25 protein-coding genes and 1 tRNA gene are annotated in these 21828 nt (G+C 73.0%); 9 read left to right on the forward strand and 17 right to left on the reverse strand.

Translation table 11 applies throughout. The features are described 5' to 3' along the window. Positions 1–11: 11 nt before the first annotated feature. Positions 12–1529, reverse strand: a complete 1518-nt coding sequence (locus HD601_RS10330; protein WP_184821573.1) for an MFS transporter — start codon at positions 1527–1529, stop codon at positions 12–14. A gap of 47 nt (positions 1530–1576) precedes the next feature. Here HD601_RS10330 and HD601_RS10335 point away from each other — a divergent pair, with 47 nt between their 5' ends. Together HD601_RS10335 and HD601_RS10340 are read left to right on the forward strand one after the other, a co-directional pair. Further along, positions 1577–2500 (forward strand): metallophosphoesterase, encoded by a 924-nt coding sequence (locus HD601_RS10335; protein ID WP_184821576.1) that lies wholly within the window; start codon positions 1577–1579, stop codon positions 2498–2500. A gap of 84 nt (positions 2501–2584) precedes the next feature. Then, positions 2585–2658 (forward strand) — tRNA-Pro (locus tag HD601_RS10340). Between the two features lie 72 nt (positions 2659–2730). Here the strand turns inward: HD601_RS10340 and HD601_RS10345 are convergent. The 5 genes from HD601_RS10345 to HD601_RS10365 form a co-directional block, all read right to left on the reverse strand. Next, the gene (locus tag HD601_RS10345; protein WP_184821577.1) at positions 2731–3468 is read right to left on the reverse strand and encodes a 2OG-Fe(II) oxygenase; all 738 of its coding nucleotides are present in this window, start codon (positions 3466–3468) and stop codon (positions 2731–2733) included. Further along, entirely contained in the window at positions 3465–4079 is a 615-nt protein-coding gene (locus HD601_RS10350; RefSeq protein ID WP_184821578.1) for a methylated-DNA--[protein]-cysteine S-methyltransferase, read from the reverse strand. Before HD601_RS10350 ends, HD601_RS10345 begins: the two co-directional genes overlap by 4 nt. After that, on the reverse strand, positions 4076–4564 hold the full coding sequence (locus tag HD601_RS10355) for an RNA polymerase sigma factor (RefSeq protein WP_184821579.1): 489 nt from the start codon (positions 4562–4564) through the stop codon (positions 4076–4078). The genes HD601_RS10350 and HD601_RS10355 overlap by 4 nt, the downstream gene beginning before the upstream one ends. A 50-nt stretch (positions 4565–4614) precedes the next feature. Continuing rightward, complete coding sequence (locus HD601_RS10360; protein ID WP_184821580.1) at positions 4615–5127, reverse strand: methylated-DNA--[protein]-cysteine S-methyltransferase; 513 nt, start codon at positions 5125–5127, stop codon at positions 4615–4617. 89 nt (positions 5128–5216) lie between these two features. Then, the gene (locus tag HD601_RS10365) at positions 5217–6026 is read right to left on the reverse strand and encodes an SDR family NAD(P)-dependent oxidoreductase (RefSeq protein ID WP_184821581.1); all 810 of its coding nucleotides are present in this window, start codon (positions 6024–6026) and stop codon (positions 5217–5219) included. Between the two features lie 188 nt (positions 6027–6214). Between HD601_RS10365 and HD601_RS10370 the strand changes: the two genes are divergently transcribed. Then, positions 6215–7009, forward strand: a complete 795-nt coding sequence (locus tag HD601_RS10370; protein WP_184821583.1) for a class I SAM-dependent methyltransferase — start codon at positions 6215–6217, stop codon at positions 7007–7009. 79 nt (positions 7010–7088) lie between these two features. Continuing rightward, a complete protein-coding gene (locus HD601_RS10375) occupies positions 7089–7754 on the forward strand; it encodes a response regulator transcription factor (RefSeq protein ID WP_184821585.1) in 666 nt (221 codons plus the stop codon). A gap of 22 nt (positions 7755–7776) precedes the next feature. On the opposite strand, the gene HD601_RS10380 is transcribed toward HD601_RS10375, so the two are convergent. Next, positions 7777–7914 carry a hypothetical protein gene (locus tag HD601_RS10380; protein ID WP_184821601.1) on the reverse strand — a complete coding sequence of 46 codons (138 nt, stop codon included), beginning with the start codon at positions 7912–7914 and terminating at the stop codon, positions 7777–7779. 212 nt (positions 7915–8126) lie between these two features. On the opposite strand from HD601_RS10380, the gene HD601_RS10385 reads away from it, so the two are divergent. From HD601_RS10385 to bla, 5 genes are all read left to right on the forward strand, one after another. Continuing rightward, positions 8127–8537, forward strand: a complete 411-nt coding sequence (locus HD601_RS10385; RefSeq protein ID WP_184821603.1) for a hypothetical protein — start codon at positions 8127–8129, stop codon at positions 8535–8537. 61 nt (positions 8538–8598) lie between these two features. Continuing rightward, the gene (locus HD601_RS10390; protein WP_221440792.1) at positions 8599–8946 is read left to right on the forward strand and encodes a response regulator; all 348 of its coding nucleotides are present in this window, start codon (positions 8599–8601) and stop codon (positions 8944–8946) included. Continuing rightward, entirely contained in the window at positions 8921–10924 is a 2004-nt protein-coding gene (locus HD601_RS10395; protein WP_184821613.1) for a GAF domain-containing protein, read from the forward strand. The genes HD601_RS10390 and HD601_RS10395 overlap by 26 nt, the downstream gene beginning before the upstream one ends. 23 nt (positions 10925–10947) lie before the next feature. Next, positions 10948–11898, forward strand: coding sequence for an aldo/keto reductase (locus tag HD601_RS10400; protein WP_184821615.1), 951 nt, complete (start codon positions 10948–10950; stop codon positions 11896–11898). A gap of 4 nt (positions 11899–11902) precedes the next feature. Then, positions 11903–12838: a class A beta-lactamase gene (gene bla / locus HD601_RS10405; RefSeq protein ID WP_221440796.1), complete on the forward strand. Its 936-nt coding sequence runs from the start codon at positions 11903–11905 to the stop codon at positions 12836–12838. 13 nt (positions 12839–12851) lie between these two features. Here bla and HD601_RS10410 read toward each other — a convergent pair whose 3' ends face one another. The 10 genes from HD601_RS10410 to HD601_RS10455 all read right to left on the reverse strand — a co-directional run bounded on the left by HD601_RS10410 (position 12852) and on the right by HD601_RS10455 (position 21781). Next, complete coding sequence (locus tag HD601_RS10410) at positions 12852–13625, reverse strand: sugar isomerase domain-containing protein (RefSeq protein WP_221440798.1); 774 nt, start codon at positions 13623–13625, stop codon at positions 12852–12854. 4 nt (positions 13626–13629) lie between these two features. Beyond that, positions 13630–14877: a hypothetical protein gene (locus tag HD601_RS10415; protein ID WP_184821617.1), complete on the reverse strand. Its 1248-nt coding sequence runs from the start codon at positions 14875–14877 to the stop codon at positions 13630–13632. Next, entirely contained in the window at positions 14874–15542 is a 669-nt protein-coding gene (locus HD601_RS10420) for an N-acetylmannosamine-6-phosphate 2-epimerase (protein WP_184821619.1), read from the reverse strand. Before HD601_RS10420 ends, HD601_RS10415 begins: the two co-directional genes overlap by 4 nt. Next, on the reverse strand, positions 15535–16488 hold the full coding sequence (locus tag HD601_RS10425; RefSeq protein ID WP_184821621.1) for a BadF/BadG/BcrA/BcrD ATPase family protein: 954 nt from the start codon (positions 16486–16488) through the stop codon (positions 15535–15537). Before HD601_RS10425 ends, HD601_RS10420 begins: the two co-directional genes overlap by 8 nt. Continuing rightward, positions 16485–17366 (reverse strand): carbohydrate ABC transporter permease, encoded by an 882-nt coding sequence (locus HD601_RS10430; protein ID WP_184821623.1) that lies wholly within the window; start codon positions 17364–17366, stop codon positions 16485–16487. The genes HD601_RS10425 and HD601_RS10430 overlap by 4 nt, the downstream gene beginning before the upstream one ends. Beyond that, positions 17363–18277: a carbohydrate ABC transporter permease gene (locus HD601_RS10435; RefSeq protein WP_184821624.1), complete on the reverse strand. Its 915-nt coding sequence runs from the start codon at positions 18275–18277 to the stop codon at positions 17363–17365. Before HD601_RS10435 ends, HD601_RS10430 begins: the two co-directional genes overlap by 4 nt. A 4-nt stretch (positions 18278–18281) precedes the next feature. After that, a complete protein-coding gene (locus tag HD601_RS10440; RefSeq protein ID WP_184821626.1) occupies positions 18282–19580 on the reverse strand; it encodes an ABC transporter substrate-binding protein in 1299 nt (432 codons plus the stop codon). Positions 19581–19629: 49 nt separating this feature from the next. Then, a complete protein-coding gene (locus HD601_RS10445) occupies positions 19630–20388 on the reverse strand; it encodes a GntR family transcriptional regulator (protein ID WP_184821628.1) in 759 nt (252 codons plus the stop codon). Positions 20389–20534: 146 nt separating this feature from the next. Then, a complete protein-coding gene (locus tag HD601_RS34725; protein ID WP_184821630.1) occupies positions 20535–21401 on the reverse strand; it encodes an FAD-binding protein in 867 nt (288 codons plus the stop codon). Then, entirely contained in the window at positions 21314–21781 is a 468-nt protein-coding gene (locus tag HD601_RS10455; RefSeq protein ID WP_184821632.1) for an FAD-binding protein, read from the reverse strand. The genes HD601_RS34725 and HD601_RS10455 overlap by 88 nt, the downstream gene beginning before the upstream one ends. Positions 21782–21828: the final 47 nt, after the last annotated feature.

A 21828-nucleotide genomic window follows, 5' to 3' on the forward strand; every position in this document is an offset into this window, starting at 1 on the left:
CCTAGTCTGCCCTAGCGGCCGTGGGACGGCGGCAGGCCCGGCGCCGTGCAGGGCGCGGCCGTGGAGGTGTGCTGGACGGCGGCGCCCACCGGCTCGCCGTCGAGGCGGTCGGCGGCAGGAGCGGGCTCCGTCGTGGGCGGCTCGGTGAGTGCCCGCGGACGCAGCGTCATCGCCGCGACGGCGCCGCCGGCGAGCAGGGCCGCACAGATGCCCATGGCGATCCGGTAGGCGTCGGTGAGCAGGTCGGGGTCGGCGTACGCCTCGCCGGACAGCCCGGCGACGGCGGGCAGCGCGGCGACCGCCAGCAGTCCGGCCGCGCGGGCGACGCCGTTGTTGACGCCGCTGGCCACGCCGGCCAGGTGCTGCGGCGCCGACGCCATGACAGTCGCCGTCAGCGTCGGGACCAGAGTGGTCAACCCGATGCCCAGCAGCGTCACCCCCGGCAGGACACCCAGCAGGTAGCTGTCGCCGTCGTCGACCATGACCAGGAGCGCGACCCCGACCGCGCCGCACACCGAGCCCGTGACCAGGGGCGGGCGGACGCCGAACCGCTTGGCGAGGTCCGCGGAGCGCCCCGAGAAGAGCAGCATGAGGATGGTCGTCGGGACGGTCGCGATGCCGGCCTCGAGCGGCGTCCAGCCGAGCGTGACCTGCAGCTGCAGGACCAGGAAGAACATGACGCCGGACAGGCCCGCGTACACGGCGAAGGTCATGAGGTTGATGCCGCTGAACGTACGCTCGGCGAACAGCGTCAGCGGCACCATGGGATGCGCGGCGACCCGTTCCCGGTAGAGGAAGCCCGCCGCCGCGGCCAGCGACAGCACGGCCATGCCGACGTTCAGCGCGGAGGCGCCGCCGTCGGGCCAGCTGATCAGGGCGTACGTGCTGGCACCTAGCGCGACGGCGCCCAGGACCGCTCCCTCGACGTCGAACCGGCCGCCGGCCTCCTCGTCGCGGCTCTCGGGCGCGCTGACGACGATCAGCCAGACCGTCAGGACGGCCAGCGGGACGTTGATGGCGAACACCCAGCGCCAGTCGTACTCGAGCAGCCAGCCGCCGAGGAGCGGGCCGATGACTCCGGAGACGCCGGTCAGCCCGGCCCACGCGCCGATGGCCCGCGGGCGGTCGTCGGGGTGCATGGCGGTCTGCAGGATGGCCAGCGCGCCGGGGGTCAGCAGTGCGCCGCCGATGCCCTGCAGCGCCCGCGCCGCGATCAGCACCTCGGCCGTCGGTGCCAGCGCGCACAGGACCGAGGCGGCCGTGAACCAGACCACGCCGAGGAGGAAGATGCGCCGCCGGCCGAGGCGGTCGCCGAGCGAGCCGCCGAGCAGGATCAGCGCCGCCAGCGTGAGGGTGTACGCGTTGACCGTCCACTGCAGCTGCGCCAGCGTGGCATCGAGCTCGCGGCCGATGGTCGGCAGCGCGACGTTGACCACCGTGCCGTCGAGGAACGCCATGCCCGAGCCGAGCGCCGTCGCGGCCAGGAGGGCGCGGCCGCGGGGAGTGGAGAGCCGGACTCCGTCCGTCATGAGCAAGGAGCGTACGCGGGGCGGGTGGTGTGTGGGAGATTGGAGGCATGGTCGTGAAGGGGGTTGCGCTCGGGCTCGCGGCGTCGGCCGCGGCCGGGCTCGTCTACTCGGCCGGCTACGAGGTGCGCTCCTACCGGCTGCGGCGGTTCGACGTGCCCGTGCTGGCACCGGGGAGCCGGCCGCTGCGCGTGCTGCACCTCTCCGACCTGCACCTCACGCCGTCGATGCGCGGCCGCGCGGCCTGGGTCCGCGGTCTCGCGGCGCTCGAGCCGGACCTCGTCGTCAACACCGGCGACAACCTCTCGCACCCCGAGGCGATCCCGACGGTGCTGGACGCCCTGGGTCCTCTGCTCTCGGTGCCCGGCGTGTTCGTGTTCGGGTCCAACGACTACTACGCGCCGCAGTTCAAGAACCCGGCCCGGTACCTGCTGCCGCTGGAGAAGATCCTGCGCGGGAACGCCCGCACCCACGCCACCGCCGCCGACCTGCCGTGGAAGGAACTGCGCGACGAGTTCCGCTCGGCCGGGTGGCTCGACCTCACGAACACCCGCGGCTCCTTGACGGTCGACGGCCGCCGGCTCGTCTTCGCCGGGGTCGACGACCCGCACCTGAACCGCGACCGGCTGGGTGAGGTCGCCGGGCGGGCTCCCGCCGGCGCCGATCTCGCCGTGGGAGTCGCGCACGCGCCCTACCTGCGTGTCCTCGACGCCTTCCAGCGCGACGGGTACCAGTTGCTGCTCGCGGGCCACACTCACGGCGGCCAGCTCTGCGTGCCCGGCCTGGGTGCACTGGTCACCAACTGCGACCTCGACACCGCCCGCGTCAAGGGCGTGTCCCGGCACCCGCGTGCGGGCGGCGCGGGGGCTTCGTGGATGCACGTCTCGGCCGGCCTGGGTACCTCGCCGTATGCGCGGGTCCGCTTCGCCTGCCCGCCCGAGGCGACCCTGCTGACGCTGACGGGCGAGCGCTGAGCCGGGTCGTTCTCCGGCTGGGCGACCGAGTGCTGAACCGGATTTCGATCCTGCGCCCGGCTCGGATATGCTGACTCAGCACTTCGGGGTGTGGCGCAGCTTGGTAGCGCGCTTCGTTCGGGACGAAGAGGTCGCAGGTTCAAATCCTGTCACCCCGACACAGTTCAGCGGCATGTCGATCATCCATCTGTCGTGATGCGATCATGCTCTGTGGGAACTCCACGCGATGATCATGCGGCGTCATGGAAGACGAGGGCGAGCGTGTGCCGTTCGCCCGAGCGGATCGCTGACACGCCGTGGCGCACGGGAGCGGCGGACCATCCGCGGGCGGATCGCACGGGCCGGTCACGGGTGGTGAACACGTACCCGTGACCGTGCGGCAGCAGGGTCGCGGTGCCGCGCGACTGTGCCCGGGGCCGCTGCTCCAGCAGCAGGAACTCGCCACCGGTGTGGTCCACGCCCGGCTCGTTCAGGTTGACGACCACCTGGAGCGGGAACACCAGGTCCCCGTACAGGTCGCGGTGCAGCGCGTTCCAGTCGTTCGCGCCGTAGCGCAACAGGATCGCCGACGACTTCGTCTGGCCGGCCTCGTGACACATCCGCAGCCACTCGTCCAGGGTGTCCGGCCACGGCGCCGGTCGCCCGAGCCTGCCCCACCAGTCCCGCGCGATCGGTAGCAGCCGAGGGTAGAGCGCCTGCTTCAGCCGCTCGACCGGCTCGGGGTACGGGGTGGCGAAGTACCGGTACTCGCCCTCGCCGAAGCGGTGGCGACCCATGGTGATGGTGCTGCGGAACAGGTCGTCGTGGTCGTAGAGCTCACGGATCCGCGCAGCCTCCTCGGGGGCCAGCAGTTGCGACAGCAGGGCGCCGCCGTACTCGTCGAGCTCGCGGGTGATCGTGTCCCAGTCGCCGCCGTCCACGCGTTCGCGCCACCGGTCGGTGGTGGTGGTCGTCCGGGCGGGGTTCATGCTGCCTCCAGTTCCAGCAGGGCGGTCTTGGCCTCCAGCCCGCCGATGTAGCCGCCGAGGGTGCCGTCGGTGCGCAGCACCCGGTGGCACGGCACGACCACCGGCAGCGGGTTCGTCGCGCAGGCGGTGCCGACGGCGCGGACGGCGTTCGGATTGCCGACGAGCTCGGCGACCTGGCGGTAGCTGCGGGTCTGCCCGTAGCCGATCTCCGGCAGGTGCTGTTGCACCAGCTGCCGGAAGCCATGGGACAGCGACAGGTCGAGGTCGAGGTCGAACGCGCGGCGGCGCTTGTCGAAGTACTCGTCCAGCTCCCGTGCGACGCGGTCGAGTCGCCTCGGCGTCCGCAGGATGCGGTGGCTCACCTTGCGAGCGAGGGTGTCGAGCACCTTCTCGTGGTCCTCGCTGGCGTACGCGACCCGGATCAGCCCCCGCGGCGTGGCCGCCAGCAGCAGCTCGCCGACGGGGGAGCCGACGGTGGTGTAGGCCACGTCGAGCAAGGCGGCCTCCTCGGCCTCGCGCTCCAGCCGCGCGTGCAGCCCGTTCAGTGTCTCGGCGTCGACGGGCGCCTTCAGGAGGTCGATGAGCTGGTCATCGCCGGTGCTCGGGTTCATGATTCTCCCTTCGGCTTCGCGCCCGGATAGGTGGTGCGGAGGTTCTTGATGCCGTCCGCGGCGGCCCTCCGTGCGGCCTCGACAGTGCCGCCGAGGATCTTCGCGATCTTGGCGTAGGGGAGCCCGGCCACGTGGTGATAGGCGATGGCCTGGCGCTGCTTGGTCGGCAGCCGGCTGACCGCGGCCCACAGCTCCGCGTCCTCGCCGTCCGGTGGGCCGATCGCGGCCTGCCCTTCCGGCATCTCCTCGACGGGCAGCGGGTTGCGTTTCGCGGCCCGCAGCACGTCGATGGCCTTGCGGTGCGCGATCGTCACCAGCCACGCCTCGACGTTGGCGGTGCCGGGCAGGTCCGGGTAGGCGCGCATCGCGGCGAGGAACGTCTCCGACCAGGCGTCATCGGCGTCGTGCGTGTCGAGGAGGACACGGCAGACGCGCAGCACGGTTGCGCCGTGCTGCGCGACGACCTTCTCGAACGGCGGTTTCATGTCCATCCCATTGAAGACGTGTCCATGGCCGTGCGCGTGAGATCGCGCCGTCAGAACAACCGTCCAGCACTCACCGGGGCCGGCTCCTCGAGCTCGAGCAGCGCCTTCTTGCGCTTCAGCCCGCCCGCGTAACCGGTGAGGGAGCCGTTGGCGCCGACGACCCGGTGGCACGGCACGACGATGCACAACGGGTTCGCGCCGACGGCCTGCCCGACGTCCCACGCACGCCGGCGGTCACCGAGCAGCTCGGCGATCTGCCCGTACGTGGTCGTCTCGCCGAACGGGATGTCCTCGACGATCGTCCGGACGGCGTCCTGGAAGTCGTCGCCCTCCGGGGCCAGCGGCAGGTCGAACTCGCGACGTTCCCCGCCGAGATACTCGTGCAGCTGGGTGGACGCCTCGTTCAGCAGCGCGTCCTCCGACACCGGCACCTCCGGCCCGAACGTCTCGGCCGAGGGGCGACGGATGTGGTGGCGGAAGTACAGCCCGGTGATCGCGCCATCCTCGGCGACGACGGTGAGCGGCCCGAGACTGCTGTCCAGCACGACGTGGCGCACGTTCATGGAAGTTCCCTCCTCGCATCTCCGTCTGGAAGACGTGCCGCGAGGCGAGAACGTGAGATGTGGGAGTGGACCCGGCCGCATCGCGGCCGTCAGTCGACCAGGGCGCCGCCGGACAGGTTCGCGATCGTGCCGGTCATGGATCCCGCTCGATCCGACGCGAGGAACGCGGCCGTCTCGGCGATCTCCGACAGCGTGGGCAGGCGCTTCAGCAGCGTCCCCTGCGCCATCCCGTTCTCGAGCAGCTCCTGGACCGACTGGCCCGCGCCGGCCGCGATCCGTTCGAAGAGCTCGCCTGTGTACGAGCCCGCCGCCGGCCCGTCGACGACGGCGTGCGGGCGGATGCCGATGACCCGGACGTTGCGGGGTGCCAGTTCCGCGGCCAGGACCCGCGAGAAGGCCTCTTTGCCGGCCGCGCTGACGGCGTGCCCCAGGATGCCGCCCACCGCCAGCTTGGAGCCCGGCTCCGACAACGTCAGGATGACGCCGGGACGCTCGCCGCCCATGTGCCGGGCCACCGCCTTGCTGGTGATGAAGAGCGTCCGCAGGAAGCCGTCGATCGGCCGCATGAACTCCTCGAGCGAGAGGTCCGCCAGCATCGTCCCCTGATCGTGCATGACGCTCACGGCGTTGACCGCGACGTCGATGCCGCCGGCCGCGGCCGCGACGTCGTCGGCGTGCTTCTCGACCGCCGCTTCATCGAGCACGTCGACCTGCGCGGTCTCGACGGTGCCGCCCGTGGCGGCGATGTCGTCTGCGACGGCGTCGAGTCGCGCCCGCGTCCGGCCGGCGACGAAGACGTGCGCGCCCTCACGGACGAAGACCCGCGCGATGGCGCCGCCGATGGCACCCCCGCCTCCGTAGACGACGGCGTTCTTGTTCTCGAGCAGCAGCCCGCTCATGTGTGTCCTCCATGCGATGAGCCAACAAGCAACCATCGGTTGCGCGGTCGACTCTGCCACATGGGTCGCGAATGGCGCAACCGTCGGTTGCGCAATGTGGCGAGGCAAGGCCGGAATCATCCGCTTGGGGTGAGGCAGGGGGACCCCGCGGCCGGAAGGGTCGAACCTTCCGTGAGGGGGTCGATCCCATGGCCGTCGCACTTCCGGCCTTCACGCCGCTCGAGGACAGTCTGTTCCTCACCCTCTACGCCAGGGCGCTCGACGATCGCAGGCCGCAGCCGATCCTGGGCGACGAGGTCGCCGACCGGCTGGTCGGCGAGCTCGACTACGACTTCACCCAGCTCCACCCGGACACGAATCTGATCCTCAACGTCGCCCTGAGGGCGCGGAAGCTGGACCAGGTGGCCGGGAGCTTCATCGCGCGCCATCCCGATGCCGTCGGGCTGGATCTGGGGGCCGGGCTGGACTCGCGGGTGTTCCGGCTCGATCCGCCGGAGACCGTCGACTGGTACGACGTCGAGTTCCCGGCGGTCACTGAGACCAGGCGCGAGGTGCTCGACGAGCGGGCCGGCGCACATGTCATCGCCGCCGACGTGCGGGACCCGGGCTGGCTGGACGCCGTCCCCGCGGGCCGGCCGGCGGTGATCGTCGCCGACGGGATGATGGCGTTCCTCAGCCAGGACGAGCTGGTGACGCTGTGGACGAGGCTCATCGACCACTTCTCCACGGGCGAGATCGCGTTCAACAGCTACACGAGGTTCGCCATCTGGATCGCCAAGCATGCCCGCGGCACCAAGACCGTCGCCGACCTCGTCACGTTCGCCGGCATGGACGACCCGCGGGCGCCGGAACGCTGGAACCCGAAGCTGAGGCTGGTCAGGGAGATCCTGCTCAGCCGGGAGCCCGAGGTCGCCGAGTTCCCGCCGGGCTGGCGGCGCTACCACCGGCGGACGGGGACGATCGTCCTGCACTACGAATTCTGACCGGTTCCGAACCGGCCGTTCGCTGCCAGACTGGGGTGGGACCCGCACGAGGGGCCCAGGGGGTCGAGGTGGTGGACCGATGAGCGCGATCCGGGTCGTCATCGCCGACGACGACGTCCTCCTGCGGGAGGGCCTGGCGAGCCTGCTCGAGCGTTCGGGGTTCGACGTCGTCGCGCAGGCGGGCGACGCGCCGGAGCTGCTCGGTCTGGTCGACGACCTCGAACCCACGCCGGAGCTCGTCGTCGTCGACATCAGGATGCCGCCGGACCACTCGACCGAGGGGCTGGAGGCCGCGCACGCGATCCGCCGCGACCACCCCGAGGTCGCGATCATGGTGCTCTCGGCGCATGCCGAGGTCGAGCACGCGATGCAGCTGCTCGCCAGCGGCGGCGGCATCGGCTACCTGCTGAAGACCCGGGTCACCGACGTCGCGGAGTTCGTCGACACGCTGGAACGGGTGGCGCGCGGGGCGTCCGTCGTCGACCCGGCACTGGTGCAGGAACTGGTCGGGGCCCGACGGCGACACGATCCGCTCGCGGTCCTCACCGACCGCGAACGCGAGGTGCTCGCGCTGGTCGCCGAGGGGCGCTCGAACGCCGGGGTGGCGCGGCGGCTCTGGGTCACCGAGGGGACCGTCGAGAAGCACGTGCGCAGCATCCTCACCAAGCTGGACCTGCCGGAGACCGACGAGGACCACCGGCGGGTGCTGGCCGTGCTCACGTTCCTCGAGCAGCGCGGCGAGTAGGGGCGACCGCGGAAACCCGGGGTCAGTCGTCGACGGCCGAGGGGACGCGGGCGGACAACAGCCGTCCCGCCTCGCGCACGACCGACGGGATCGCGTCGAGCGGCACGTTGAGCATCTGCAGGAGGTCCTGTGTCGACAGGTCCTCGTCGTGAGCCAGCATGTCGGGTTCTCCTTCCACCCCCTTGCCCGACCAGGATCCGCCCGCACCGCGGCCGGTGTCGTCAGGGTCAGCCGCCAACCCCGTCTACCGGCTAGCAGGAAGACGCGATGCCTGCTGGCCGCAGCCGGAGATGGCTGCTGGCCTCGATGTGCCGGCAGCACCCAACGAGGAACGCTGGAGCGAACGTCACAACGCACCGTGAGGAGGTCCCGATGCACCGCTCGGCCGACGTGGTTCCGCTGTTCCGGCACAACGGGAGCTCTGCGCTCGCGTTGGACGCCCATGACGTCGTGGTGCCCGGCAGGAAGCCGGACCCCCCCAGCGCTGACCCCTGGCGCCATGACGCACCGGCCGGCGATCCCCTCCTCGCCGGCCAGCGCGCGGCCGACCACCGCGCCGACCTCGACGCCGCCGCCGGCCCCCCGCAGCCGGCCACCGTGCACGGAGAACACCACACCGGCCTTCTCCGTGTCCGCCTGGCCGGCGACGGCGGCGACGTCGAGGAATACGCCCTGGACGTCCAGCAGGCGCTGCACCTGTCGCAGCGCCTGCGGGACGCGGCGACGGCCATGCAGGAGTTCCTCTCGGTGCGGACCTTTGGCCCCGGCCGGGTTTCCCGTTAGCAGGCATGCTCCAGCTATGCCGTGGTGCAATGCTGGTGGAGTGGTGCGGCGCTGTGTCATCGTGGACGACAACGAGCGTTTCCTGGCGGTAGCGCGCTCGAGCCTCGAGCGCGGCGGCCTGGAGGTGGTGGGGACGGCGACCACGACGACCGAGGCCCTCGAGACCATCGACGCCCTGAAGCCGGACGTCGTACTGGTCGACATCGCCCTGGGCTCCGAGAGTGGTCTCGACCTCGTCCGCCGGATCGTCGCGGCCACACCGTCGGGCCCGCACGTCGTGCTGATCTCCACGCATCGGGAAGAGGACGTCGCGGAGCTGGTGTCGGCCAGTCCCGCAGCCGGGTTCGTCTGGAAGGCCGACCTGTCGGCGAGGGCCGTGCGAGATGTGGTGGCGGCAGGAGAACAGTGAGGCGTCAGGACCACTGACCGGCCGGCCGCTGCAGCGCTGGGTGGGTGGGGCGGCCACCGGCCTCGTCCTGGTCATCGTCGCCACCGGAGCGGTCTGGCTGCTGAACCAGCGACTCCCGCCGCGCGGCCTGCTGATCGTCTACCTGCTGGCCGTCCTGCCCGTGGCGATCCGCTGGGGCGCGGGACCCGCGGTACTGGTCTCGGCCCTCGCCGTGACGACGTTCGTGCTGGTCATCGCACCGCCGCAGAGCGAGGGCCCGGCGCTGGTGGCGCTCGGGGTGTTCGTCGCGACGGCGGTCGTGGTGGCCGGGCTGGCGGCGGGACTGCGGCGGTCCGCGCGGGCGGCGCAGGAGCTCGCCGGAGAGCAGTCCGCGCTGCGTCGGGTCGCGACGCTGGTCGCCGAGGGTGTACCGGCCCCCGAGCTGTTCGAGGCGGTCTGCCGCGAGGTCGGACTGCTCTGCGACGCCGACCTCGCCCGGCTGGAGCGCTACGAGCCCGACGGGACGGTGACCGGCGTCGGCTCGTGGGGACGGGTGCCCGTGCGGCTAGCCGTCGGCACGCGGATCGAGCTCGACGGCGCCAGCGTCGCCCGCGACGTCCTGCGCACAGGCGGGCCGGCCAGGATCGCCAGCTTCATGTTCGAGGACGGCGCGATCGCCGCGGAGGCCCGCGAACTGGGCATCCGCACGTCGATCGGCTGCCCGATCATCGTCGACGGGCACCTGTGGGGCGTCGCCGCCGCCTCGTCGAAGAGCAGCCGCGCGTTCCCGCCGGGGACGGAGGCCCGGATCCAGCGCTTCACGGACCTGGTGGCCACCGCCGTCACCAACGCCGAGGCACGGTCCGGGCTGCGGCGCAGTGCCGACGAACAGGCCGCGCTGCGCCGGGTCGCGACGCTGGCCGCCCGCGGCGACGCCGATCCGAGCCCGGTCTTCGCGATCGTGGCCGACCAGGTCCGCACGCTGCTGGGCGCCGACTGCACCTCGGTGCTGCGGTTCGAGAGCGACGGCTCGGCGACCTACCTCGCCGCGCGCGGCTGGCGCGACCCGGACCGGCGCAAGCCCGGATCGAAGTGGTTTCCCGAGCAGCCGTCGGTCATCGAGAACGTGCGGCTCACGGGCAGGTCCGCCCGCCTGGACTACTCCGGCGTCACCGTGATCCAGGAGCTCCCGCCGAGCCTGCGCACCGAGGGGGTCCGGTCGGCGGTGGCCAGCCCGATCGCCGTCGAGTCGCGGCTGTGGGGCAGCATCGGCGTGGCGTCGCGCACCGGCCTGCTCCCCGCCGAGACCGAGGAGCGGCTGATCGCGTTCACCGAGATCGTGGCCACCGCCATCGCCAACACCGAGAGCCGCACCCAGCTGGCCGCGTCGCGCGCCCGCGTCATCGCCGCGGCCGACGCGACCCGTCGCCGGCTCGAGCGCGACCTGCACGACGGCGCCCAGCAGCGGCTGGTCGCGCTGGCGCTGGAGCTGCGCAACACCCAGGCCGAGGTGCCGCGCGACCTGCCGGCGCTGAGCGCGGCGGTCGGCCGGCTCGCCGACGACGTCACCGAGGTCCTCGACCAGCTGCGCGAGCTGTCGCGCGGCATCCACCCGGCGATCCTGTCCGAGGGCGGTCTCGGGCCGGCGCTGCGTACGCTGGCCCGCCGCTCGCCGGTCCCCGTCGACCTCACCGTCCGCCTCGGCAGCCGTTACCGCGACGCCGTCGAGGTGGCCGCCTACTACGTCGCCTCCGAGGCGCTGACGAACACCGTCAAGCATGCGAACGCCGAGCACATCGAGATCCTCGTCGAGGAGCGAGACGGCGCCCTGCACCTGGTCGTGGGCGACGACGGCGACGGCGGCGCCGACCTGTCCCGCGGCACCGGGCTCACCGGCCTCTACGACCGGGTCGAGTCGCTCGGCGGTGCCATGCGGGTGGCCAGCCCGGTCGGTGGCGGAACCGAGATCCGGGTGAACCTGCCCCTGCGGTCGCTCTGACCGCCGGTGGCTACGCTGGCCCGATGACGTCGCCGCGCGATCCGCTCGCCGTCCGCGGCATCGGGCTCGGGCTGGCCGCTCTCGGCCGGCCGGGGTACCTCACGCTCGGCCACGGCCGCGACTTCACCGCGTCGGCGAGCGTCGACGAACTGCGCGACCGCACGCACGCCGTCCTCGACGCCGCCTGGGCCGCCGGGGTGCGCTACGTCGACGCCGCCCGCTCGTACGGCCTGGCCGAGCGATTCCTCGGCGAGTGGCTGGCGGCGCGTCCCGGCCGCCGGGCCGAGCTGACGGTCGGCTCGAAGTGGGGCTACACCTATACGGCCGACTGGCGTGTCGATGCCGCCGTGCACGAGGTCAAGGACCACTCGGCGGCGACCTTCGAGCGGCAGTGGCAGGAGACGCTCGACGCGCTGGGCGGGCCGCCGGACGTCTACCTCGTGCACAGCCTCACCTCCGACAGCCCGGCCCTCGGCGACCGCGTCCTGCTGGACCGGCTCGCGGAGCTGGCCGCCGACGGCGTCCGGGTCGGCTTCTCGTCGAGCGGACCGGACCAGGCGGCGGTGATCGACCGGGCCCTGGCGCTGACGGCGGACGCGGCGGCCCCGTTCGGCGCGGTGCAGGCGACGTGGAACCTGCTCGAGCCGTCGGCCGGGCCGGCCCTGGCCCGCGCGCACGACGCCGGCTGGTTCGTGGTCGCCAAGGAGACGCTGGCCAACGGCCGGCTCACCGGGCGCGGCGACGTCGCACCGTTCCGCGCGGCGGCCGACGCGGCGGGGGTCGCTCCCGACGCGCTGGCGCTCGGCGTCGTCCTGCGGCAGCCGTTCGTCGACATCGCCCTGAGCGGCGCCACTACCGTCGACCAGCTGCTCAGCAACCTGCGGGCGCCGGAGTCCGACGGCGCGGCGCTGGAGGACCTGGCGGAGGACCCGGCCTTCTACTGGGCGAACCGCTCCGGTCTGGTCTGGACCTGACGAGGTGCGCGCACTCACGATCCTCCCGGTCCTCGCGGCCGTCGTCCTCGCCGGATGCTCCGCGGGCGAGCCCGCGACCCCGGCCGCGAGCCGTGCACCGGCTGCGACGTCGCCGAGCACGACCCCGTCGGCGACCCCCACACCCACCACCGACCCCGCGGTCATGGCCGCGCTGGCCGCCCTCGAGGACGAGTTCGCCGCCCGGCTGGGCGTGTACGCCGTCGACACCGGGAGCCGGGAGGTGGTCGAGTACCGCGCGGACGAGCGCTTCGCCTTCGCCTCGACGCACAAGGCGCTCTCGGCCGCGGCCGTCCTGCAGGCGACAGACGCCGCCGATCTCGACGAGGTCATCGTCTACGACGCCGCCGACGTCGTCGGGTACTCGCCCGTCACAGAGCTGGCGGCCGGCGCCGGGCTGACGCTGCTCGAGGTGATCCGCGCCGCCATCACCGTCAGCGACAACACCGCCGCGAACCTGCTGTTCGAGCAGGTCGGCGGGCCGGACGGGCTCGAGGCGGCCGTGCGCGGCTTCGGCGACGACACCACGTCGTTCGACCGCATCGAGCCCGATCTCAGCGACTGGGTCCCCGGCGAGACCCGCGACACCACCACGCCGCGGGCCATGGCGGCGAACCTCGAGGCACTCGCGCTCGGCGACCTGCTCGCCGACGAGGACCGAGCCGTCCTCGTCGGCGCCATGCGCGACAACACCACCGGCGACGAGCTGATCCGGGCCGGCGTCCCGGAGGCCTGGGTGGTCGCGGACAAGACCGGCTCGGCCTCGCACGGCGGGCGCAACGACATCGCCGTCATCACCCCGCCCGGCGCCGCCCCGATCGTGCTCGCCGTCTACAGCAACCGGCTCGACCCCGAGCCGGAGTCCGACCCGGCGCTGATCGCCGCCGCCACCGAGATCGTCGTCGACGCGCTCACCGGCTGAGCGACGGGCCCGGTCACGGCTCGGACGGGCGCAGCCGCGAGCCGTACCGGGCGAACAGAGCCTCGTTGTGCGCGTCGCCCTCGGGGACGTTCGCCGAGACCAGCACCGGCAAGTCCTCGCCGGCCGCGAGCAGCAGCCCGCACACCTCCGTCACCAGCAGCTGGGCGATCAACACGCCGGTCAGCGAGGACGTCGGCGTGATGCGCACGCCCGTCGGCAGCGCGAGGGCCGCGTCGCCGCGCGGGGAGCCGTTGTCGATCACCACGTCGGCCAGCTCGAACAGCCGCTGGCCGGACGGGTGGCGCGACGTGATCTGGCTGCTGTGCTCGGCCGACGTGATCGCGATGACGGGGTGCCCGGCGGCCTTCGCCAGCCGCGCCATCTCGACGACGGAGCCGTTGCCGCCGGAGTTCGAGGTGATGACGAAGACGTCGCTGGGATGGATCTCGGCGAGGTCGAGGATGCGCTGGGCGAGCGCCGGGTCGCGCTCGACGGTGGGGTCGAGGATCTCGCGCGGGTCCGCGCCGCCGTACATGACGAGGTCCTTGATGGACAGCGCGTTCGCCGGGACGAGCCCGCCCGCGCGGCCGACGATCTCGGCGGTGATCGAGCGGGAGTGCCCGGTGGCGAACGCCTGGATCAGCCCACCGGCGCGCAGCCCGTCGGCGACCAGGCGCGCGGCCGCGGAGATGGCCTCGGCCTGCGTGGCGATCAGCCGGTCGGCGGCCTCCCGCAGGATCCGCGCGGCGGCCGGCTGGCCGATCGGCTCGAGGTCGGTGGTGGTCACGTGATCAGCCTCCGTGGGTGGATCGATGGGCGAGCTCGTGCAGGGCCCCGGCGACGTGGTCGGCGGCGTCGGGACGGAAGGGGGAGATGAGCACCTCGTAGGCGGGCGTCTCGAAGTCCGCCGCCGCGGGGAGGTAGCCGGCGTAGCCGTTCGCGTACCCCAGCAGGACGGCCGGCGCCGCGGCGTCGCGCAGAGACAGGAACGGCTCGCCGCCGATGCCGTGCAGGGTCAGGTCGCCCAGCCGGGCGACGGCGAGCTCCAGGGCCACGGCCTCGGGGGTGACGGCGTCAGCTGCGGTCGCGTCGCGGGTGCGGGCGGCGGCCGCGTCGATGCCCTGCAGCGCCGTGAGCGCGGCTCGGCCCGCGGGTCCGTCGGGCGCCACCCCGGCCAGTTGGGCGGCGAAGGCGGCGCGCAGCCCGTCGAGCCGGCCCCGGTCGTCCTGCCGGGCCGGCAGCGTCAGCGTGTGCCGGTCCGCGACGATGCCGTCGTCGGCGGTCCAGGCCCGTCCGGGACCGGCCGCGAGCAAGCCGGCGACCTGGTCCGCCGCCAGCCCGGCCAGCTTCCGTCCGTCGGCCTCGGTCTGCCCCGCCCGGGTCCAGCGGGTGCTGATGTCGCCGGCAGCGCCGGTCGCGACCACCACCCATGCAGACCCGCCGAGCCGCGCCCGCAGCTCCTCCCGGATCCACGCCGCGAGGTCGCCGCTGACCGCGCAGGACGACGCCGGGAGCACCGTCGGGTGGACCGGCACCACCGCCAGCACGCCCACGGTGCGGCCGTCGGCGCCGGCGAAGCGCAGGACGTCCACCGATACCGATCGCTCGCCGGTGTCGACGCTGCGCCGGGCCCCGACGCCGTCGAGCCGGCCGTCGTGGTGGCTGCCGAGGCACTCGGCCTCCGACGCCACCGCCCGCCGGGCCGCCTCGGCCGCCGCGTCGGCGACGGCGTCGACCCAGGCCGCGGGCGTGGTGCCGCCGCCGGGCCGGGTGCCGACGTCGGGGCCGGAGTGCGTGTGGGTCGCAGAGATCCAGACCTCCCCGGGGACCCGCCGGCGGATCTCCGCCGCGAGGTCGGCGTTGACGCCCACCAACTCGGCCACGACCAGCAGGAACCGGTCCGCGCCCGAGGCGATCGACACGCAGTCGACCTGCAGCGGCGCCAGCTCGCTGGACGATCCGCCGGTCCGCGCCGCGTACCCGCCCATCGGCGTGCCGTCGGGCACGCTCAGCAGCGCGGTCCCGTGGCCGGCCCTCATCGCACCGCCTCGACCAGGCGCCGGGTGATGGCCGTCGGGTTGGTGATCGCGGTCCCGACAACGACGGTGTGCGCGCCGGCCTCGAAGCCGGCGAGCACCTCCTCGCGGGTCCAGAACCGGCCCTCGGCGACGATCGGGCAGTCCAGCTCGTCGGCCAGCGTCCGCACCAGGGCGAGGTCCGGCCCGTCGCCACCGGGCGCCCCGGTGTAGCCCGACAGCGTCGTCCCGACCAGGTCGGCGCCGGCCGCCCGGGCATACCGGCCGGCGTCCAGCGAGTCGACGTCGGCCATGACGGGGACGCCCAGCTCGTCGTGGATCCGGGCCACCAGCTCGCCCAGCGAGCCGCCATCGGGTCGCGGCCGCGCCGTCCCGTCGAGCGCCACCGCCGTCGCCCCGGCCCGCACCACCGCCGCGGCCGACTCGAACGTGGGCGTGATGTACACGCCGTCGCGGTCGCCGGTCTTGTTGATGCCCAGGATCGGCAGGTCGACGACGGCGCTGATGGCGGCCACGTCGGCCGGCCCGTTGGCCCGGATCCCGGCGGCGCCGCCGGCCGCGGCCGCCCGGGCCATGAGCGCCATCGGGCCCGGCCCGTACAAGGGGCTGTCGCGCTGCGCCTGGCAGGAGACCACGACGGAGCGGAGCGGGAACACGGCGTCAGACATGGGCGTCACTCCCGGCGGTCAGCATCAGCGGTGCGTACGGTCCGAGCCCGCCGGCCAGCAGCCGGACGGCGCCGTCGAGCGGGTTGCCCAGCGGCTCGTGCACCCGCACGCCCGGGAACCGCGCGTGGACGGCGTCGACGAACGGCCGGCGCACGAGGTCGTCGATGGTGAACAGCCCGCCGGTGTAGGACAGCGCGACGTCCGGGCCGCCGTCCGGGAACGCCCGGGCCAGCACGGCGGCCGTCGTCTCGACCAGGTCCTCGACGGCGCCGGCCCAGATGGCCCGTGCCACTGGGTCGCCGGACCGGGCGACCGCGGCCGCCCAGGACGTGCAGCTCGCGACGATCCGCACCGGAGCGGTGGAGGTGTAGATGCGCTGCGACAACCCGGCGAGGTCGCCGAACGCCTCGCGAGCCGCGTCGGTCAGCGCCGTGGCCGCGCCGCGGCCGTCGCGCTCGGCCATGACCGCGCGCAGCGCCGCGCGCCCGACGGCGAACCCGCTGCCGGAGTCGCCCAGCAGGTAGCCGTGGCCGTCGGCCTGGTGCGCGGACCCGTCGGGGGAGATGCCGAGGCAGACCACGCCGGTGCCGGCCGTCGTCACGACCCCGGCCGCACCGCCGAGCGCCCCCGCGTGCGCCGTCACCATGTCCGGCCCGAGCCAGACCTCCGCGCCGCCGAGGCGGTCGCGGATCCGCTCGGCCAGCCGGAACCGCCGGTCCGGCTGCAGCGGCGCCGCGGTGAGCCCGAGGCAGATCCGCTCGATGCCGGCCGGCGCGCCGAGGGCCTCGAACGCCTCGGTCACCGCGTCGGCGACGCTGTCGAGCAGGTCGGTCTGGCCGCTGTAGGCGAAGCCGCCGGCGTGCGCGATCTCGGCGGCGGCGCCGTCCTTCACCAGGGCCATGCGCAGGTTCGTCTGCCCGCCGTCGACGGCCAGTTCCAGGCTCACTTGATCCCCGCCGTCATCGTGATCCCTTCGACGAACTTGCGCTGCAGGACGAGGAAGAGCAGCAGCGTGGGCAGCAGGGCCAGCAGCGCCGCGGCCATCATCATCGGGATGCCGCCGGAGCCCAGGTTGTTCGCCTGCATCGCCGCCAGCCCGACCGGCAGCGTCTGGTGGTCGGCGTCGTTGCCGACGAGCAGCGGCCACAGGTGGCTGTCCCAGTTGGTCATGAAGATGAACAGTGCCAGCGCCGCCATGGGCGAGACCATCATCGGCGCCACGACGTGCCAGAGGATCCGCAGCTCGCCGGCGCCGTCGATGCGGGCCGCCTCCAGCAGCTCGTCCGGCAGTCCCTCGATGCTCTGGCGCATGAGGAAGATCCCGAACGCGCTGGTGGCCGACGGGACGATCAGCCCGGCGAAGCTGTTGACCCAGCCGAGGTCGAAGACCAGCGCGTACAGCGGGACGTAGATGACCTCGAGCGGCACCATCAGCGTCGCCAGCACGACGAGGAACAGCACGTTGCGGCCGCGGTAGGCGAACTTCGAGAAGCTGTAGCCCGCCAGCGTGCAGGTGACGACGTTGAGCACCGTCACCGAGACACCGACCACGGTGCTGTTGAGGTAGTAGCGCGCGAACGGCGCCTGCTCGAACGGCAGCGCGAAGTTGCCCCAGAGCCACTGCGACGGCAGCCAGCGCATGGGGCTGGCCAGGATCTCGTCGGCCGGCTTCACCGCCGACAGCGCCGCGTAGAGGAACACCGACGCGAACACCAGCCCGCCGGCGAGTAGCAGGACAAACACGACGACCTTGCCGACCGGCCGGCGCTTCCGCGACACCGGGCGCGACGGCGACGCCGTCCGTTCCATCACCCCGGCGCTCATGCCGACTTCCTCAAGGCGCGGAGCTGCACGAACGTCACCATCAGCAGCAGGATGAACATGAGGACGGCGACGGCGGACGCGCGGCCCATGCGGGCGCTGGCGAACGCCGTCTTGTACACGAACAGGTTGATCACCTCGGTGCCGAAGCTGCCGCCGGTGAGCACCACCTGCGGGCTGAACGACTGGAAGCCGCGGATCACGGCCATGACCAGGACGACGACGGTGATCGGCTTGAGCAGCGGCAGGGTCACGTAGCGCAGCCGCCGCAGCGAGCCGGCGCCGTCGAGCGAGGCCGCCTCCTGCAGGTCCTTCGGGATGTTCTGCAGGCCGGCCAGGAAGATGATGAGGAAGAACCCGACCTCCTTCCAGATCGCGGCGATCGCGATGGCCCACTTCGCCCAGGTGCTCGACGTCAGCCACGGGAGGTCGGTGTTCAGGGTCTGGTTGAGCAGTCCCTCGGGCTGCAGGACCAGCCGCCAGATGACCGACACCGCCACCCACGACGTCGCGACAGGCGCGAAGTACAGCAGCCGCACGAACGCGCTGCCGCGCATCCGCGTGTTCAGGCCGAGCGCCAGGACCAGCGCCAGCAGCACCGCGGGCCCGTAGGTGACGACCACGTAGAACAGCGAGGCGCCGAGCGACGCCAGGAACCGCTCGTCGCCGAAGAGGAAGCGGAAGTTGTCCAGCCCGACCCAGACCGGCGGGCTGGTCAGGTTGTAGTCGTACAGGCTCAGTTGGAACACCCGCAGCATCGGGTAGATCGCGAACGCCGCGAAGAGCACCAGCGCGGGCAGCGCGAACACCAGGCCGATCACGTCGCGGCGGCGCCGCCAGCCGGAGCCGCCGGAGCCCGGGGGCCGGGCCCGCGCGGTGCGGGCCCGGCCCGGTGCGGTTCGAGTCAACGCCATCCGACTAGCTCGTGACGCTCTGCTCGACCGACTCCGAGGCCTCCTCGAGGCTCTCGGCCGGTGGCTGGCCGTCGAAGACGGTCCGCTCGACCGCCGCCTTGATGGCGTCCTGCACCTCGCTCCAGTGCGGGCCGACCTCGTCGAACTTGCCCTGCTGGTAGGCCTGCGACCAGACGTCGAGGAACGGGATTTCGGCCGCGGCCGGCGACTGCTCCCAGTCCTTCAGCGGCTGGACGAAGCTGACGTCGGAGAGCCAGCGCTCGCTCTGCGACGTCATGTACTCGATGAACTTCCACGCCTCCTCCTGCTGCTCGGAGGCCTTGTTGACGGCGAAGTAGTAGCCGTACCAGCGCCCGGACGGGTTGGCCGGGTCGACCTGCGGGAGCGGGACGACGGCCAGGTTCTCGAACGTCTCGGGGTTGTCGATGGCGATCTGCTCGACCGCCCACGGGTAGATCATCGTCATCGAGCGCCGGCCCGAGGCGAAGTCCTCGAACGGCGACGTCGCCTCGCGCGACGCGGTGTCGGCGTTGCCGACCTGGTCCTCGCGGATGAGGTCGTGCCAGATCTGCAGCGCCTCGACCGACTCCGGCTCGGTGAGCGCCGACCCGTCGCCGTCCTCGTTGAGGATCGAGCCGCCGGTCTCGTTCAGCAGCGTCTGCAGCTGCTGGGTGTACCAGCCGGCGTGCAGGTAGACGAAGTTGAAGCCCTCGTGCCCCGCGGCGACCAGCTGCTGGCCGTACTCGGACACGTCCTCCCAGGTCTCCGGCGGGCTGGCGGGGTCGAGGCCGGCGTCGGCGAAGTGCTGGGTGTTGATGGCGAACGCCGTGGCGTTGAACTCGCTGGGCACGCCGTAGAGGGTGCCGTCGTCGCCCTTCGCGCCGTCGAGCGTGCCGTCGACGTAGCGGCCCTCGAGCTCCTCGACCGACTCCGCGCCGAACGCAGCCGGGTCGATGGGCGCCAGCAGCTGTTTCGGGATGTACTCGCCGCGCAGCGCGCTGTCGTCCATGTTGATGATGTCCGGGCCGGACCCGTTGGAGAGCGACGTCAGCATCTTGGTGCCGAAGTCGTTGTTCGGGATCGTCTCGTAGGTGATGTTCACGTTCGGGTTGGCCTCTTCGTACTCCGCGATGAGCTGCTCGTTCAGCTCGGTCATCGGCGGGTGCGTGTGGGTCCAGTAGGTCAGCTCGATCTGGTCGCCCTCGCCGGTCGACCCGCCGTCGTCGGAGCCACAGCCGGCGGCCACCGCCAGCAGGGCCAGGGCCGGTATCAGGACCGTGCGGGCGCGCGGACGTGCGCTCATGGGAATGCTCGCTTTCGTCGGGCCGCCCACGACGGGGCGGTGAGGAAGGTCAGGCGGGTCGCCGGACGCGGCGCAGGGCCGGTGCGGGGACGGGTCTCAGTTCGGCCGTGAGCTGGAACCGGTCGCCGCGGAAGATGTCCGTGCCGCACTCGACGACCCGGCCGTTCGCGCCGAACGTGACGACGTCGAGCTGGAACGCCGGCCGCCCCGGCTCGGTGTGCAGCAACGCGGCGTCCTGCTCGTCGAGCAGCGTCGGCTCGATGGTGGTGCGCCCGGTGAGGATGGGGATGCCGTAGCGGCCGGCCAGCAGGTCGTACCAGGAGCCGTTCAGGTCCGCCGGCGTCAGGCCGGGGACGACGTCGTCGGCCACCCAGGTGGTCTCGAGGCCGATGGGGTCGCCGTCGGCCGTGCGGAGCCTGGTGAAGCGGACGATCGGGGTGTTGACGGGGATGCGCAGCGTGCGGGCGTGGCGCGGGCCGGCCGGGAGCCGCCGGAACTCCAGCGTCTCGCTGCCCGGGACGAGGCCGCGACTGCGCATCTCCTCGGAGAACGAGGTCATCGCGAGCCGGCGGTTCAACTTCGGTCGCGCGACGAAGTTGCCCCGGCCGTGCTCACGTACGACGAACCCGGCCGTCGCCAGGTCGTCGAGGGCCCGCCGCAGCGTCATGCGGGCCACTCCCCAGTCGTGCGCCAGCCGGCGTTCCGACGGGAGCGCGACGCCTTCGTCGCCGCCGTCGATGAGCTCGAGGAGGCGGCCGCGCACCTGGGCGACCTTGCCGGTCGCCGATCCGAATGCGTCGTTCGCCATGTCCGTGAGCTCCTCGACGTGAGGTGAGGTGCGCACCTTTATAGTCCCTGCCGCTGGGCCGCACCAGACGAACGGCGAAGCTGCTTTAGACCAGTGGCGCCCGGCTGGTGCCGGTGATGCCGCAGGCCAGCGGCCTTCCTGCCGGGTCAGGCCGGAACTGGTCCAATCGCGCTCGCCGGATAGAGGGTGCCGCCGGCGGTGCGGACCCGGTCGTGGACCTCGTGGTTCTGCCGGACCATCGCGGCTGCGGAGCCGGGGTGGGAGGCGAACCGGATGAGGTTGAACGGGTAGACGACCGCCTCGTCCGGGATCTGCGCCAGCGGCGTGGCGAACGCTCTCGTGCTGACGGGATGGAAGAGGACGGCGCCGTGGTCGCCGAGGTCGCCGGGGGTGAGGTCGTCGAGGATGCCCTGCGCCGCCGGCACCGCCACCGATCCCGGGAGGAACGTCAGCAGCCAGGGATGCGGGACGGACCACTCGCCGGTCGAGCGGAGCAGTTCGGTGAACCGGTCGAACGCCTCCAGGTGCTCGCGGTACGAGACGTCCTCGATCTGCGCATCGGCGCGGTGGTCCTCGAGGTCGCGGAGGACGGCGGCGCCGTCCTCGTCCGCGTCGAAGACGGCCAGTTCCAGCTGGTACCGCCAGCCGGCGTCCGTGGGCAGGACCGAGCCCTGCAGGTGGCCGGCCCGGCCGCTGTGCAGCAGCAGCTCCTGATCGGCGGCCAGGGCGGCGAGGTCCGGGTAGCGCAGCGTGTACCGCCGCGCCCGCTCCGGCGCCTCGACCAGCGACAGGACCGCCCGGGTGGCGATGCCGAACTGCCCGAGCCCGGCGCGGACCTGGTCGAACAGGCCGGCGTTCCGGGTGGGCGAGCAGGTCGTGACCTCGCCGTCGCCGGTGACGACGTCCAGCTCCAGCACGGTGTCGGTCACCAGGCCGTGCCGGTGCGTCGCGCCGCCAACCCCGCCGACGGCGAGAGTGCCGCCGACGGAGAGGTCGAGGTAGTTCGGCAGCACCGGCGGGGTGAGCCGGCGGGCAGGGTCGCCGCCAGCACCGACCGCCAGGTCGCGCCCGCGCCCACCGCGATCCGGCCCTGCTCCGGCGGCGAGACGGCGCCGAGCGGGCGCATGTCGACGACGATGCCGCCGTCCACCTGGGATCGGCCGTAGACCGAGTGCCCCTCACCGCGGGCCACCACCGGGACGCCCTGCGCCGCAGCCCAGCGCACGACCGCCGCGACGTCGCCGGCCGACCCGGGCCGCAGCACGGCCAGCGGCCGCAGCGACACCAGGTGCCCGAAGTCGTCGGCGGCCTCGGCCAGCGCCTCCTCGGACCGCAGGACGGTGCCGTCGAGCGCGGGCAGGCCGGTCAGCGGTCGCGTTGCCTCGTCCGTCACACCGTCCACCGTCCCCCTGCGGCGACCCGCGTGCCCATCCCAGATTC

It is taken from the genome of Jiangella mangrovi, assembly GCF_014204975.1.
Lineage (GTDB): Bacteria > Actinomycetota > Actinomycetes > Jiangellales > Jiangellaceae > Jiangella > Jiangella mangrovi.

What these genes read in the sequence shown, in the direction of transcription:
- HD601_RS10330 (WP_184821573.1), bottom strand. Translation starts at nt 1,529, where the DNA reads ATGACGGACGGAGTCCGGCTCTCCACTCCCCGCGGCCGCGCCCTCCTG.
- HD601_RS10335 (WP_184821576.1), top strand. Translation starts at nt 1,577, where the DNA reads ATGGTCGTGAAGGGGGTTGCGCTCGGGCTCGCGGCGTCGGCCGCGGCC.
- HD601_RS10345 (WP_184821577.1), bottom strand. Translation starts at nt 3,468, where the DNA reads ATGAACCCCGCCCGGACGACCACCACCACCGACCGGTGGCGCGAACGC.
- HD601_RS10350 (WP_184821578.1), bottom strand. Translation starts at nt 4,079, where the DNA reads ATGAACCCGAGCACCGGCGATGACCAGCTCATCGACCTCCTGAAGGCG.
- HD601_RS10355 (WP_184821579.1), bottom strand. Translation starts at nt 4,564, where the DNA reads ATGAAACCGCCGTTCGAGAAGGTCGTCGCGCAGCACGGCGCAACCGTG.
- HD601_RS10360 (WP_184821580.1), bottom strand. Translation starts at nt 5,127, where the DNA reads ATGAACGTGCGCCACGTCGTGCTGGACAGCAGTCTCGGGCCGCTCACC.
- HD601_RS10365 (WP_184821581.1), bottom strand. Translation starts at nt 6,026, where the DNA reads ATGAGCGGGCTGCTGCTCGAGAACAAGAACGCCGTCGTCTACGGAGGC.
- HD601_RS10370 (WP_184821583.1), top strand. Translation starts at nt 6,215, where the DNA reads ATGGCCGTCGCACTTCCGGCCTTCACGCCGCTCGAGGACAGTCTGTTC.
- HD601_RS10375 (WP_184821585.1), top strand. Translation starts at nt 7,089, where the DNA reads ATGAGCGCGATCCGGGTCGTCATCGCCGACGACGACGTCCTCCTGCGG.
- HD601_RS10380 (WP_184821601.1), bottom strand. Translation starts at nt 7,914, where the DNA reads ATGCTGGCTCACGACGAGGACCTGTCGACACAGGACCTCCTGCAGATG.
- HD601_RS10385 (WP_184821603.1), top strand. Translation starts at nt 8,127, where the DNA reads ATGCACCGCTCGGCCGACGTGGTTCCGCTGTTCCGGCACAACGGGAGC.
- HD601_RS10395 (WP_184821613.1), top strand. Translation starts at nt 8,921, where the DNA reads ATGTGGTGGCGGCAGGAGAACAGTGAGGCGTCAGGACCACTGACCGGC.
- HD601_RS10400 (WP_184821615.1), top strand. Translation starts at nt 10,948, where the DNA reads ATGACGTCGCCGCGCGATCCGCTCGCCGTCCGCGGCATCGGGCTCGGG.
- HD601_RS10415 (WP_184821617.1), bottom strand. Translation starts at nt 14,877, where the DNA reads ATGAGGGCCGGCCACGGGACCGCGCTGCTGAGCGTGCCCGACGGCACG.
- HD601_RS10420 (WP_184821619.1), bottom strand. Translation starts at nt 15,542, where the DNA reads ATGTCTGACGCCGTGTTCCCGCTCCGCTCCGTCGTGGTCTCCTGCCAG.
- HD601_RS10430 (WP_184821623.1), bottom strand. Translation starts at nt 17,366, where the DNA reads ATGAGCGCCGGGGTGATGGAACGGACGGCGTCGCCGTCGCGCCCGGTG.
- HD601_RS10435 (WP_184821624.1), bottom strand. Translation starts at nt 18,277, where the DNA reads ATGGCGTTGACTCGAACCGCACCGGGCCGGGCCCGCACCGCGCGGGCC.
- HD601_RS10440 (WP_184821626.1), bottom strand. Translation starts at nt 19,580, where the DNA reads ATGAGCGCACGTCCGCGCGCCCGCACGGTCCTGATACCGGCCCTGGCC.
- HD601_RS10445 (WP_184821628.1), bottom strand. Translation starts at nt 20,388, where the DNA reads ATGGCGAACGACGCATTCGGATCGGCGACCGGCAAGGTCGCCCAGGTG.